General features: G+C 38.8%; 12 protein-coding genes. 7 read left to right on the top strand and 5 right to left on the bottom strand.

Translation table 11 applies throughout. From position 1 onward, the window contains the following. Positions 1-53: 53 nt before the first annotated feature. Complete coding sequence (gene cysK / locus R4Z09_RS22340; RefSeq protein ID WP_338448930.1) at positions 54-977, bottom strand: cysteine synthase A; 924 nt, start codon at positions 975-977, stop codon at positions 54-56. A 555-nt stretch (positions 978-1532) separates the two neighbouring features. Between cysK and R4Z09_RS22335 the strand changes: the two genes are divergently transcribed. Both R4Z09_RS22335 and R4Z09_RS22330 read left to right on the top strand, forming a co-directional pair. Next, positions 1533-2966 (top strand): NAD-dependent succinate-semialdehyde dehydrogenase, encoded by a 1434-nt coding sequence (locus R4Z09_RS22335; protein WP_338448929.1) that lies wholly within the window; start codon positions 1533-1535, stop codon positions 2964-2966. A 387-nt stretch (positions 2967-3353) separates the two neighbouring features. Continuing rightward, a complete protein-coding gene (locus R4Z09_RS22330; protein ID WP_338453331.1) occupies positions 3354-3968 on the top strand; it encodes a class I SAM-dependent methyltransferase in 615 nt (204 codons plus the stop codon). A 343-nt stretch (positions 3969-4311) separates the two neighbouring features. On the opposite strand, the gene R4Z09_RS22325 is transcribed toward R4Z09_RS22330, so the two are convergent. From R4Z09_RS22325 to R4Z09_RS22315, 3 genes are all read right to left on the bottom strand, one after another. Next, the gene (locus tag R4Z09_RS22325; RefSeq protein WP_338448928.1) at positions 4312-4683 is read right to left on the bottom strand and encodes a hypothetical protein; all 372 of its coding nucleotides are present in this window, start codon (positions 4681-4683) and stop codon (positions 4312-4314) included. Positions 4684-4914: 231 nt separating this feature from the next. Then, a complete protein-coding gene (locus R4Z09_RS22320; protein ID WP_338448927.1) occupies positions 4915-5202 on the bottom strand; it encodes a YxcD family protein in 288 nt (95 codons plus the stop codon). Continuing rightward, on the bottom strand, positions 5190-5627 hold the full coding sequence (locus R4Z09_RS22315) for a hypothetical protein (RefSeq protein WP_338448926.1): 438 nt from the start codon (positions 5625-5627) through the stop codon (positions 5190-5192). The genes R4Z09_RS22320 and R4Z09_RS22315 overlap by 13 nt, the downstream gene beginning before the upstream one ends. A 250-nt stretch (positions 5628-5877) precedes the next feature. Here R4Z09_RS22315 and R4Z09_RS22310 point away from each other — a divergent pair, with 250 nt between their 5' ends. Continuing rightward, complete coding sequence (locus R4Z09_RS22310) at positions 5878-7920, top strand: molybdopterin oxidoreductase family protein (protein WP_338448925.1); 2043 nt, start codon at positions 5878-5880, stop codon at positions 7918-7920. Between the two features lie 93 nt (positions 7921-8013). Next, a complete protein-coding gene (locus R4Z09_RS22305; protein WP_338448924.1) occupies positions 8014-8985 on the top strand; it encodes a Gfo/Idh/MocA family oxidoreductase in 972 nt (323 codons plus the stop codon). Between the two features lie 96 nt (positions 8986-9081). On the opposite strand, the gene R4Z09_RS22300 is transcribed toward R4Z09_RS22305, so the two are convergent. Beyond that, entirely contained in the window at positions 9082-10086 is a 1005-nt protein-coding gene (locus R4Z09_RS22300; protein WP_338448923.1) for an LLM class flavin-dependent oxidoreductase, read from the bottom strand. A 232-nt stretch (positions 10087-10318) separates the two neighbouring features. On the opposite strand from R4Z09_RS22300, the gene R4Z09_RS22295 reads away from it, so the two are divergent. The 3 genes from R4Z09_RS22295 to R4Z09_RS22285 all read left to right on the top strand — a co-directional run bounded on the left by R4Z09_RS22295 (position 10319) and on the right by R4Z09_RS22285 (position 13585). After that, positions 10319-11269, top strand: a complete 951-nt coding sequence (locus tag R4Z09_RS22295; protein ID WP_338448922.1) for a rhodanese-related sulfurtransferase — start codon at positions 10319-10321, stop codon at positions 11267-11269. 159 nt (positions 11270-11428) lie between these two features. Next, entirely contained in the window at positions 11429-12355 is a 927-nt protein-coding gene (locus R4Z09_RS22290) for a DMT family transporter (RefSeq protein ID WP_338448921.1), read from the top strand. A 78-nt stretch (positions 12356-12433) separates the two neighbouring features. Beyond that, entirely contained in the window at positions 12434-13585 is a 1152-nt protein-coding gene (locus tag R4Z09_RS22285; protein ID WP_338453330.1) for a M20 peptidase aminoacylase family protein, read from the top strand. Positions 13586-13638: the final 53 nt, after the last annotated feature.

Genomic DNA, 13638 nt, shown 5'->3' with positions numbered 1-13638 from the left:
GTCCCGGTTGCACTCACGAACATGCATTTAGGGCAGGCTTTTCATTTTATTTATTAAATTGGAAATAAATCAGATGATAGGTATCTTTCCCCTGTATCAGGAGCTAAGCAGAGAACTCTTGCTGAAGGCGGTAGTTTTTTTGCTACTTCGACAGCAAAGTGGGCAGAAGCTGCGCCAGATGCGCCAACGAAAATTCCTTCTTCTGCAGCAAGACGGCGTGCCATTACTTGGGCATCTTCATCTTCAATTAGCAGGACTTCATCATAAATATCCCGATTTAAAATCTTTGGAATAAACCCTGGACCAGTTCCAGGAATTTTATGCGGACCTGGTTTCCCTCCAGAGAGGACCGGTGACCCGGCAGGCTCCACGACGTATATTTTTAAATCCGGGATTTGTTTTTTTAGTTCTTCCCCGGTTCCTGTAACGGTTCCGCCCGTTCCGGCAGTTAATACCAAGGCATCCAGTTTTCCTTCAAAGGCTTCCAGGATTTCTACAGCAGTTGTATCGCGGTGGGCATCAGCATTTGCCTCATTTTCAAACTGCATTGGGATGAAGCTGTCGGGAAGATCCTCAGCCAATCGGTTTGCCTCATCAATTGCTCCTTGCATTCGCAAATTAGCCGGAGTTAAAATGACTTCTGCTCCATAGGCTTTCATGATTTTGACACGTTCTGGTGTAGCGTTATCAGGCATGGTAATAATACAGCGGTATCCTTTCACCGCACTCACCATCGTAATCCCTATTCCCGTATTACCGGATGTCGGTTCAATGATCGTACTTTTGCCCGGGATTAGCTTTCCTTCTGCTTCAGCACGTTCAATCATATTAAGCGCAGCACGATCCTTAACGCTGCCGCCGGGGTTAAATGATTCCAATTTTATATACACATTAGCGCCGTTTGAATCCGGTAACTTGTTTAATTGGACAATAGGTGTATTTCCAATTAATTCAATGACCGATTTATAAATCTTCATTAAAAATCTTCCTTTCTTTTGGATTTTAATCTCCCCAAAAATGTGGTAAATAATTTGCTCCACTCTAGTAATTCCAAAGTCATTTTATAATACTGTCAAACGATACACAACCATGAGCCATTTTAGGCTAAAATTTAAAGAATTTAGAGTAATAAAAAAGTAAGCTTAAATAACATAAACATGTTAATATGACAAGAGTTTGATAAAGATCTTGTGGCAAGTGCAATGGATCGTATCAATTACACTACAGAAGTAGACGAAGATGTATTAAACCAATTTGCTAAATCATCTTTTGAATTAGAATTTCTTAAAAGAAGAACCTGAGTTAGCGGGATTAGTTGATACTTCATTTTTAAATTAATAAATCTATGAACACCACCCTGTTGGAGAATAGGGTGGTGTTTTGATTTTTGTGTTAAATCTTAATTAACTGTTGGATAAATGTTTGATATTTTTATAAAATGAAAGAAGATAACTATTTGTTAATTAGGCAATTAAAAGTTTATATGATGTCTTTTGTATAAAAAAATCTTCTATTTGGAGGGAGCAGGCGAAATGAAAGTTCAACCCGTATATGTAAATGGAGAATGGATCGAGGCAGACGATTCAACCTTACTAGCTGTAGTAAATCCAGCAAATGGTGAAGTTATTGCATCAGTACCAAACTGTGGAGCTGACGAAGCAAAAAGGGCGGTAGACGCAGCATATGAGGCATTAGCCGGCTGGTCCCAAAAAACAGCAGCAGAGCGCGCAGAACTTCTGCAGCAATGGTACAAATTAATTGATCAAGAAAAAGAAGTGATTGGCGAAATCATGACACGTGAGCAAGGGAAGCCGCTGCAGGAAGCCATTGGCGAAGTAACCTATGCGAATAGCTTTATTTCATGGTTTGCAGAGGAAGGGAAAAGAATATATGGCGAAACGATCCCTGCTTCACATGAAAATAAACGTCTTCTTGTATTGAAACAGCCTGTGGGTGTTGTAGCAGCGATTACACCTTGGAACTTTCCGGCTGCCATGATTACCAGAAAGGTGGCTCCAGCGATGGCAGCAGGCTGTACTGCGGTTGTTAAACCAGCTGAACTGACGCCGCTTACCGCATTCAAATTAGCACAATTAGCTGAACAAGCAGGCATTCCAAAGGGCGTGTTTAACGTTATTACAGGTAATGCAAAGGCAATTGGTGAGGCATGGCTTCAAGACGATCGAGTAAGAAAAATAACGTTTACCGGTTCAACTGAAGTGGGGAAAACGTTAATGCGCGGAGCTGCCGATACGGTAAAAAAAGTGTCGCTTGAATTAGGCGGACATGCTCCTTTAATTGTTTTTGAAGATGCAAACATTGATAAAGCTGTTTCTGAGGCCATTGCGTCTAAATATCGAAATGCAGGACAAACCTGTGTATGTGCGAACAGAATCTATGTTCATGAATCTATTGCTGCTACTTTTTCAGAAAAATATAAGGCAGCAGTAAATGCTTTGAAGGTTGGAGACGGGCTCGAAGCAGGGACACAAATTGGGCCATTAATTGATGAGAGAGCCATTAAGAAAATGGAAAATCATATTGATGATGCGCTTCAAAAAGGCGGCAGAATTGAAACTGGTGGAAAGAAGCTTGCGTTAAATGGAGGATTTTTCTTCGAACCTACAGTTTTAATAAACGCAACGGATGACATGCTTTGTATGAATGAAGAAACATTTGGTCCGCTGGCACCTATTGCTACTTTTACAAGCATGGAAGAAGTCATCCAAAGGGCAAATAATACGCCGTATGGATTAGCAGCCTATGTGTTTACTGAAAGTTTAAGCAAGGCTATTCAGGTATCTGAAAAACTCGAGTATGGAATCGTCGGTTTAAATGACGGCGTACCATCTGTTGCCCAGGCTCCGTTTGGCGGGTATAAACAAAGCGGATTAGGACGTGAGGGCGGTCATCATGGAATAGAGGAATTCCTCGAAACAAAATATATTTCGATCGCTTTAAGTTGATTGGTAAACGGTCATTGTGGGAGATCACGATGACCGTTCTTTTTTGATAGTAAATGCAAAATATTTACAATCTTATGAATGAAAATTAAGATATATCACATCAATTTTTATAATTGTAAATGAATGATAATTGGTATTTTCATAGATTAATTTTTCTTAGAAGGAGTAAATCTATAATTATCAAGGCTTCACAAAAGGTCATTAAATCGATTTGACCAAAAAGTTAATGTGAATTGATGAACAATATATGAAATAAAGGTAAGGTAAATTGTAAATGCTTTCATCTAGAGGTATCATAACCTCGTAAAGTAATTTACTAGATTTCTTACATAAAAGGGAGGATTAAGAATGTCGACTAAAAAAATCAACTTAGCAGGAGAATTATTAATGAATGAACAATACTATGACAAGTTGCTAAATATTCATACTTGCGAAGAACAGAAGCGTTTTTATAAGTCTTTTCATTACCATCCATATGAGCCGACTCCATATAGTGCATTGGAGACTTTATTCCAGCAATATGAATTAAAAAACAGCGACCGAATTGTTGATTTTGGCTGCGGTAAGGGCAGGTTAAACTTTTTTATCGAACATTTATTTAATGCAACCGTGATAGGTATTGAAATGAACTCGATTTTTTATCAGGAAGCATTGAAAAATAATGAAGGTTATGTAAGAAATAGAAAAAACAGCCTGGAGCGGATTCATTTTCTTAATTGCTTAGCTGAGGAGTACAAGATTAGCTCTAACGATAATCGATTTTATTTTTTTAATCCTTTTTCGATCCAAATATTCAGGAAGGTTATTAACAATATACTATTATCGTTCGAACAAGCACAACGTAATATCGATTTGATTTTATATTATCCATCTGAAGACTATATCTATTTTTTAGAAAAAGATACAGCATTTGAATTGAAACAGGAGGTGATCCTTGCCGATAAATATAATCAAAACCCTTCTGAGAGATTTTTAATTTATGGATTAAATATAAGCACATAGAGAAAAGACTATTGCAAGAGAACGGGGTTCTATTTTGAAATAAAACTATGAAGTCACGATCACATTAGCAAATTAATTAGTAAGCAAATTAACAATATAAAAAATGCTCGAGGCAAAAAGGCTTTGGGCATTTTTCTATATTTCGGCTTTTGAATTAAAGCACCCGTTCAATGATAGTATTTGCAGTAGATCAAAACTGTGCAGTAAGTGAGGTAAGTTAAACTAAAAATTTTAGGAAGATGGAATTGAAAGGTGTATTTGATAAAGAAACCGTGATTAACATCACGGTTGGAAAGCTTCTTCATTGAGATCTGGCTTATTCCCTTTTACTTAAATTAATATTTTACTCGTGCGGATGATGATGCGGATGATGGTGCGGTGGATGATGCGGATGATGGTGCGGATGATGATGCGGATGATGATGCGGATGATGGTGCGGATGATGATGCGGATGATGGTGCGGATGATGATGCGGATGATGGTGCGGATGATGGTGCCGATGATGGTGCGGATGATGGTGCGGATGATGGTGCGGATGATGGTGCGGATGATGGTGCGGTTTATGGTGTGGTTTACGGTGTGGTTTACGGTGTGGTTTATGGTGTGGTTTATGGTGCGGATGATGGTGCGGTGGATGATGCGGTGGATGGTGTGGCGGATGGTGCGGTGGATGGTGTGGCGGATGGTGTGGTCTTGGAGGGTGTGCTTTTGTCATAATATGTCACCTCCTTTTTAAAGGATAGTACATTATATTAGAAAATGTACAAATGGACAGGGCATTCTAAGTGGGAAAAAGCCAATTTATTGGAAGGGTTTGACACATTATATAAGATTTTGTTTGCGTAGTTCGACAATATTCCTTAATTAAACAAAAAAGCAACCAAAATGGTTGCAAATTACTAATGAATTTTATATTTTGTATTCGAATGAACCCTTTAATCACAAATTAACCAATGACTGCAATAATTCCTTCCTCGTCGTCTAGTACAAGTTCAATTCCTGAGTATGGATCTCTATTCAAGAATTCGTCAAGCCATAGTCTTAATGCTTCAATAATATTGATTGTCACGAGCACTTGTTTTCTCCCGTTTGCATAAGCCTCTGCGGAAAAACCATAATCATCGTCATACATCAGTTCGATTTCAACCTCTTCAGGCTTTATCTGTTTTTTTCGAGAAATATAGACACAAAGAGCATTTACGATATCCTGCTCAGAGATGATCAGCCTCTCCATGGATTCGGATCCTCTTTTTTCTTGTTATTCTTGAATAGAGTGAAAATTTTTCGAATCACTGCAATGATAACAACAATTGCTAAAATATTAACGAATAACCCTAGAATAGAGCCTAAGAACCCCATATTTGCAAACAGTCCGCCGAATAATAGACCTGCAAGACCACCAAGCATAAGTCCTTTCATTAAACCGCCGCTCTGTTTGGCAGGTGTCGCAGCAGATTTATTGGTTGTAGTCGTGTCATTCTTTTTATTTTGGAAGAATGAATTGTTGTTAGTTGTGCTATTATTGTTGCTGTTAAAACTTTTCTTACCTGACTTGTACCCTTTTGCTTCAACTGTTGTGGTGTGATCTTGGAAAACCACATTTCCAATCGGCGAAAAGAGTAATGCCGCTGTAAGTACTGCTGATAAAAGCTTTTTCATTTACTATATTCCCTCCATGTGTTTGTTTATAAAATATAATGGTGAAAGTAAAACAAAGGTATTAAAATCATTTTTACATCACCCTTATATTGTATAGTATTTACGAGTGAAAACAAAAAAGGTTTCATTTTTAGAATAAAAATATATTTGTTAATATTTACCGCCAATAAATAGTGGGAATCAATATCTAGTTAGTATTTTAGAATAAATGTATAATGATAGATATTAATTTAAAAAGTGGTGATGATTCATGACATCTTATATAAATCAGCCGGATGGCGTCTTTCCTTCTGTTTGTTCTTTAGATTGTCCTGATCAGTGCGGACTGCTCATTCATAAGAGGGATGGAAAAATCGTAAAAGTGGAGGGTGACCCCAATCATCCGGTCACAAAAGGAAATATCTGCAACAAGGTAAGAAATATGACAGCTCGTATTCATGATGAGAATCGTTTAAAGTATCCAATGAAACGGACTGGTGCTAAAGGAGAAGGTATGTTTGAACGAATTAGCTGGGAAGAAGCACTTCAAACTATTACTTCTCATTGGAAAGAGTTGATCGAATCAGATGGACCCGAGAGTATTCTTCCATACAGCTTTTATGGGAATATGGGAAATCTGACTGCAGAAGGAATGGATCGCCGTTTCTTCAATCGTTTGGGTGCAACACGTCTAGACAGAACCATCTGTTCCGTTGCAGGTGGAGTTGGATATCAATATACAATGGGCGGAAGCTTCGGTATTGATCCGGAGGATACTGTTCATTCTAAGTTAATTATCTTCTGGGGAGTCAATGCGGTTAGTACAAATATGCATCAAATTGCATTGGCCCAGCAGGCCCGTAAGCAAAACGGTGCAAAGATTGTGGTCATTGATGTTCATAAAAATCAAACAGCTAAGTTTGCTGATTGGTTTATACCAATTATGCCGGGAACAGACAGTGCTCTTGCATTAGGAATGATGCATATTTTATTTAAAGAAAATATGGTTGACCATGCTTTCTTGCAGCAATATACAGTTGGTTATGAAGAACTTCGCGAACATGTTATCCAATATGATCCTAAAACAGTCTCGAACATTACCGGGGTACCTATTGAAGATATTTATACATTAGCTCGTATGTATGGAACGACCTCACCTTCCTATATTCGGATTGGAAATGGTCCGCAGCATCACGATAATGGCGGAATGTGTATCCGTACGATTTCGTGTCTTCCAGCCCTGACAGGACAATGGATGGTTAAAGGCGGCGGGGCAATTAAAGGGAATTCCGGTTATTTAGAGTATAATGCTTATTACCTGCAGCGTCCCGATCTATTAAAAAATAAAAAGACAAGACGGGTAAATATGAATCAAATTGGTGAAGCATTGCTAACACTGGACCCGCCAATCAAATCACTTTATATCTACAGCAGTAACCCGGCGGTTGTGGCACCTGACGGAAATAAAGTCAGAAAGGGTCTGCTTCGTGAGGATTTATTTGTAGTGGTACATGATTTATTTTTAACGGAAACAGCTAAGTACGCGGATATCATCTTACCTGCAACTTCGTCCTATGAAAATACTGATTTTTATGCATCGTATTGGCATCATTATATGCAGATTCAACAGCCGGTCATCGAGCCATATGAGGAGTCGAAGTCAAATGTAGAGGTCTTTAAGCTTCTTGCAAAAGGTATGGGCTTTGATGAACCTGCTTTTCAGGAGACGGAAGCAGAACTGATCGCGAAGTCACTTGATTATCCAAGAAATCCTTATTTAGAAGGAATCACTTATGAAGCATTAGTGGAAAAGCAATATGTAAAAGCAAACATGAAACCATTGCTTCCAGGCAGACTTAAAACACCGAGCGGAAAAATTGAATTATATTCTAAGAGAATGGAAAAGGACGGGTATCCTCCACTTCCTACCTATATCCCGCTTCAAGATGACGGGGATTTACCGTTTGCATTTGTTCCAGCACCAAACCATAATTTCTTAAATTCAACTTTCTCAATTAATGACAAACATCGTGCCCTTGAAAAAGAACCTCTTCTTCATATAAATGTAGCGGATGCCAAGGAACGAGATATCCAAGATGGAGATGTTGTAAAGGTTTGGAATCACCGTGGTGAATGTGAGCTAAAAGTCACTGTCGGCGAAACCGTACTTCCAGGAGTTGTAGCAACTCAAGGACTATGGCAGAATCTCGATGGGGCAAATCAATTGGTGAACTCTTTAACACCAGACCGCGTGTCAGATATGGGCGGCGGCGCTACCTTTTTTTCAGGTCGTGTAAATATAACTAAAAAATAGAATTTAAACGGACAGTGCTTATAGTGCTGTTCGTTTTTTGATATAATCGTTAAAGTCTTCTTAAGTTAAAACAAATGGGTGGAGGATTTATGAATGATTAAATTTGGAATAATTGGAACAAATTGGATAACGGATTCTTTTATTGAAGCAGCATCAATGGCGGAGGATTTTGTTTTATCTGCTGTCTATTCCCGTTCAGAGGAAAGAGCGGCGGAATTTGCGCAAAAATATGGTGTTGAAACAATATTTACTGATTTAAAGGAAATGGCGAAGAGTGATGCGATTGACGCAGTTTATATTGCCAGCCCGAACTCCTTTCATGCAAAGCAGGCTATTCTGCTGATGAAGCATAAGAAACATGTATTATGTGAAAAACCCCTCGCATCGAATACGGCTGAAGTAAAAGAAATGATTCACACGGCTAAAGAAAACAATGTGCTTTTAATGGAGGCTTTAAAAACAACTTTATTGCCAAACTTTAAGGTGGTTCAAGAAAACTTACATAAAATTGGTACGGTTCGCCGTTTTACAGCAAGCTACTGTCAATATAGCTCCCGTTACGATGCTTATAAAGCAGGCACCGTACTTAATGCCTTTAATCCTGCTTTTTCGAATGGATCCATTATGGATATCGGGATCTATTGTATCTATCCACTAGTGGTACTGTTTGGAAAACCAACAGCTATAAAAGCGAATGGCTATATTCTCGAGTCTGGGGTTGATGGGGAAGGAAGTATCATCTTATCGTATCCAGAAATGGAAGCAGTCGTGATGTTTTCTAAAATAACGGATTCATCTCTGCCGTCAGAAATTCAAGGAGAGGATGGAAATATCGTCATAGATAAAATGAATCCAATTGAAAAAGTAGAAATACATTATCGCAATGGTATCGTTGAGAATGTGTCACAGTCGCAACAGCATTCTATGTATTATGAAGCAGATGAATTCATTAAACTGATTAAAGCAGGAAAATACGAATCAACGATTAACACCTATACTAATTCACTAATAACAGCAGAAATTATAGAAGAAACCAGAAAACAAATGGGCGTCGTATTTCCATAGCAGCCGGACAAGAATCGAAACAAAAAAGGTCACTAACAAATCTCGTTAGCAGCCACTAAAAGATCTTGTTAGTGACCAGTAAAATAACCTCAAAACCTATTTCCAATCCACTACTTCTTTCAGGATTTCATAAGAGCGTGTTTGTTTTTCCTCATCAAAAATATACGAAATTGCCATTAGTTCATCGATTTGATACTGCTCTTGGAAGTTCGTGAACTGCGCACGAATAGTATCTTTACTGCCCATCAAAACAGCGCTTGTCATTGATTTTACCATTTCTTTCTCCATTGGAGTCCAGTATTCATCCATATTTTCAACCGGAGGGCTTAATGGCATGGCAGCACTTCTGACTACATTTAAGAAGAAGAGGTCTAATGATGTAGCTAAGAGGTTTGCTTCTTCATCTGTTTCTGCTGCGATTACATTCAAACACACCATCATATATGGTTTATCGAGATATTGAGATGGCTGGAATTTTTCCCGGTAAATTGAAATAGCCGCTGCCATTTGCTGCGGTGCAAAGTGGGAGGCAAACACATATGGCAGTCCTAATTTGGCAGCTAAATAGGCTGAATCGGTTGATGAGCCAAGAATATAGATCGGAACTCGAGTGCCGACGCCTGGATGTGCTTTTACATAGCTTTGGACATCTTCGGGTCCGAAATAGGTTAGAAGTGATTGAACGTCATCAGGGAAGGTATATACAGATTCATGTCCGCTAGATCTTCTTAATGCATTGGAAGTCAGCCGGTCCGTACCAGGTGCCCTGCCAAGTCCTAATTCGACACGGTTAGGATAAATCGTTGCCATTGTACCAAATTGCTCTGCTACGACTAATGGAGCATGATTTGGCAGCATAATCCCCCCAGACCCAACGGGAATGCTTTCTGTATGTTCTAACGTATGTTTTATTAATATTGAGGTTGCAGAACTGACGAGTGTTGGTGCGTTATGATGCTCAGCAATCCAAAATCTGCGATACCCCATTTTTTCAGCGGCACGTGCAAGTTCAACCATGGAATCAATGGCTTGTTTCGCATTTTGACCTTTGCGAATCGGAACAAGGTTTAAGATAGAAACCGGTATATTTATATTTGCCAATCTCATTCATCCTTTCATTTATATTGCTATATAATCATAACAATTATCATGAAGGATACAAAACAAGATGCATATTCCATCATTTACTTATATCTTTTGAAAAAATGATAAGCGTATAACACCTCCAAATACTATTTTTCTGATATACTAAAGTTCGGTAAGAATATCTAATATAAAACCTATGTATATAGTTATATCTTGCAAATATAAAATGATAGGTGGAATAATTGAAATGGAGCAAAAACCTTATAGAGTGCTATTGTACTATATGTATGTACCAATAAATGATCCTGAGGAGTTTACGCAGGAACACAAAAACCTTTGTCAGGAACTTGAATTAAAGGGAAGAATTATCATTGCTGGTGAGGGGATTAATGGAACAGTTTCCGGAACAGTGGAACAAACGGACCGCTACATGGAGACAATGAAGATGGATTCTCGTTTTACTGATATGATATTTAAAATAGATGAAGCAGATAAACATGCATTTCCAAAATTAAAGGTTCGTTATCGCAATGAGCTTGTTACGCTGCGATTAGAGGATGATGTAAATCCAAATGAACTAACAGGTAAACATTTAACACCACAAGAATTTTACGAAAGCATCAATGATGAAGATACTGTCATCCTTGATGCAAGAAATGATTATGAATATGATTTGGGCCATTTTAGAGGGGCCATCAGACCGGATGTCCAGAATTTCCGCGATCTTCCGCAATGGGTCCGTGAAAATAAAGATTTGTTAGAGGATAAAAAAATTGTTACGTATTGCACCGGAGGGATTCGTTGTGAAAAATTCTCCGGCTGGTTATTGAAAGAGGGCTTTAAGGATGTTTCCCAATTGGGCGGGGGAATTGTCACGTACGGTAAGGATCCGGAAGTTCAAGGAGAACTGTGGGACGGTCAGCTTTATGTGTTTGATGAAAGAATTGGAGTACCGGTTAATCAAAAAGAGCATGTGGTTGTCGGACGTGATTACTTTACAGGCGAACCTTGTGAGCGGTATGTAAATTGTGCGAATCCAGAATGTAACAAAAAAATTATCTGCTCTGAGGAAAATGAACATAAATATTTGCGCAGCTGTTCTTCAGAATGCCGCACTCACCCGCGAAATCGATACAAGGCTGAACATGGATTGACAGAGCAAGAAGTAGAGGAAAGACTGCTGATCATTGCAGATTAATAGATAGAGAACAAAGGAGGGTACTGTCAAAAGGCAATACACTCCTTTTTCTATATGAAACCGTTAATACAATGTTAATTGATAGAAATAATAGAAGTTTTCACTTATAATATTAAATTTATAATAATTAAAGACGACTAGAAAGAAGGAACAAGGATAATGGGAAAAATGTCCAAACCAAAAGCAGCCTTTGCTATTGCTTTTGTCGTACTTATTTGGGGATTATGCTGGCCCATTTATAAAATAGCACTTGAATATACTCCGCCATTTCTATTTGCGGGTATGCGTACATTATTAGGTGGGATTATGCTGGCGTTCGTCCTTCTTCCTGGGTGGAGAAAAATTCAATGGAAGAAAACATGGCCGATTTATATGATTTCTTCTTTTTTTAATATTATGATCTTTAACGGAGTTCAAACCTTTGGATTGCAATTTTTGCCTTCTGGATTATTTTCAGTCATTGTGTATTTGCAGCCGGTACTTGTCGTACTCCTTGCATGGTTATGGCTGAAGGAATCATTGTCACCGATAAAAATAGCTGGAATGATCATTGGGTTTATTGGTGTTGTAGTTGTGAGTCTTGATGGAATATCGGGGAATATTAGTATTCTTGGTATTATTTTGGCGTTCGTAACAGGAGCTGGATGGGCCGTCGGTGTTGTATATGTGAAAAAAACAAGCAGTCAGGTAGATGGTTTATGGCTGGTTGCGCTACAGAATATTTTTGGTGGAGTCATTTTAAGCGGTATTGGTCTCGGTACGGGAGAGGGCCTATCAGAAATTGTATGGAATGTCCCATATGTTTCTAGTTTATTATATGGTGCCATACTAGGGGTTACAGGAGCCACAGCAGTTTATTTTAAATTAATGAATTCGGGTGAATCAAGCAAGGTTAGCTCGTTTACCTTTTTAGTCCCGCTTATTTCTGTTGGAATCGGTACATTATTCCTTGGTGAACCATTCACGATCTCATTATTTTCTGGATTAGTCCTAATTTTGCTTAGCATTTATATGATAAATCGAAAAGGATCTCAAAAAATGCGCAAAACCATTGTAGAAGAACTAGATCATGTGGAAAATTATTAGTAAAGAGTTTATTTTATACTACTAATGATGGTAGTATCGTTTGACTTTTAGTTAATAAGTTAGGGAGGGATTAAGATGATGGAAAGCATAGAGCGGAAAGTAGAATTACAAAAGAAGCTTGTTTCATACCGTAGAGAATTGCATGAGCATCCGGAACTATCAATGCAGGAATATGAAACGACCAAACGAATTCGCAAGTGGTTGGAAGAGGCAGGAATTCCTGTATTGGATTTTTCGTTGGAGGTTGGGGTTGTTGCAGAAATCGCAGGCGGTCAGCCCGGACCAACAATTGCCTTACGGGCAGATATTGATGCCCTGCCAATTAAAGAGGAAACGGGTTTGCCATTTGCTTCGAAAAATGAGGGAATTATGCATGCGTGTGGGCATGATTTTCATACTGCTTCTATCATTGGTGCAGCGATTCTTCTGCAGGAACGACGAAACGAGTTAAAAGGGAAGGTACGAATCATTTTTCAGCCGGCGGAGGAAATTTCACAGGGGGCTGTTTTAATCGGAAAAGCAGGTGTATTAGCCGGAGTGGAGGCAATTTTCGGGATGCATAATAAGCCGGATTTGCCGGTAGGAACGATCGGGGTTCGTGAAGGAGCACTAATGGCGAGTGTTGACCGTTTTGAGATTGAGATTACAGGTGTTGGCGGTCATGCAGGAATTCCAAACAATACAATTGATCCAATTGTGGTAACCGGTCAGATGATCTCAGCTCTACAGACAATTGTCAGTCGTAATCTCAGTTCCTTTCATAATGCCGTCATCAGCATAACGCAGGTACATGCAGGAAATACATGGAATGTCATTCCTGAAAAAGCAGAGCTTGAAGGGACTGTTCGAACCTTTCAAAATGAAGCACGTCAGGTTATTCCGGATTTAATGAAGCGTACAGTGGAAGGGGTCGCGAGTACTTATGGTGCAAAAGCAGAATTTCATTGGTACCCCTATATGCCAGTTGTAGACAATTCGCCGCGTTTTACTAAGATTGCGGCTGAAACGGCTCATAAGCTTGGATATGAGGTTGTGGAAGCATCCCAAAGTCAGGCTGGAGAGGATTTTGCTTTTTATCAAACAAAGCTCCCTGGGTTTTTTGTCTGGATGGGTGTTGATGGTCCAAAAGAATGGCATCATCCTGCGTTTTATTTAAATGAAGAGGCTCTATTAGTTGCAGCCAATTACTTTGCAAACCTTTCTATTAATGTACTTAATCAATGGAATTAATGTTCAAAAATAGCGAACAGCAGATTGTTCGCTATTTTTTGATCTTCTAAACA

It is taken from the genome of Niallia oryzisoli (genome assembly GCF_036670025.1).
In the GTDB taxonomy this organism is placed as follows: domain Bacteria; phylum Bacillota; class Bacilli; order Bacillales; family Cytobacillaceae; genus Bacillus_BD; species Bacillus_BD oryzisoli.
This window is presented reverse-complemented; position numbering and strand designations above follow the sequence as displayed.

What these genes read in the sequence shown, in the direction of transcription:
- cysK (WP_338448930.1), bottom strand. Translation starts at nt 977, where the DNA reads ATGAAGATTTATAAATCGGTCATTGAATTAATTGGAAATACACCTATT.
- R4Z09_RS22335 (WP_338448929.1), top strand. Translation starts at nt 1,533, where the DNA reads ATGAAAGTTCAACCCGTATATGTAAATGGAGAATGGATCGAGGCAGAC.
- R4Z09_RS22330 (WP_338453331.1), top strand. Translation starts at nt 3,354, where the DNA reads ATGAATGAACAATACTATGACAAGTTGCTAAATATTCATACTTGCGAA.
- R4Z09_RS22325 (WP_338448928.1), bottom strand. Translation starts at nt 4,683, where the DNA reads ATGACAAAAGCACACCCTCCAAGACCACACCATCCGCCACACCATCCA.
- R4Z09_RS22320 (WP_338448927.1), bottom strand. Translation starts at nt 5,202, where the DNA reads ATGGAGAGGCTGATCATCTCTGAGCAGGATATCGTAAATGCTCTTTGT.
- R4Z09_RS22315 (WP_338448926.1), bottom strand. Translation starts at nt 5,627, where the DNA reads ATGAAAAAGCTTTTATCAGCAGTACTTACAGCGGCATTACTCTTTTCG.
- R4Z09_RS22310 (WP_338448925.1), top strand. Translation starts at nt 5,878, where the DNA reads ATGACATCTTATATAAATCAGCCGGATGGCGTCTTTCCTTCTGTTTGT.
- R4Z09_RS22305 (WP_338448924.1), top strand. Translation starts at nt 8,014, where the DNA reads ATGATTAAATTTGGAATAATTGGAACAAATTGGATAACGGATTCTTTT.
- R4Z09_RS22295 (WP_338448922.1), top strand. Translation starts at nt 10,319, where the DNA reads ATGGAGCAAAAACCTTATAGAGTGCTATTGTACTATATGTATGTACCA.
- R4Z09_RS22290 (WP_338448921.1), top strand. Translation starts at nt 11,429, where the DNA reads ATGGGAAAAATGTCCAAACCAAAAGCAGCCTTTGCTATTGCTTTTGTC.
- R4Z09_RS22285 (WP_338453330.1), top strand. Translation starts at nt 12,434, where the DNA reads ATGGAAAGCATAGAGCGGAAAGTAGAATTACAAAAGAAGCTTGTTTCA.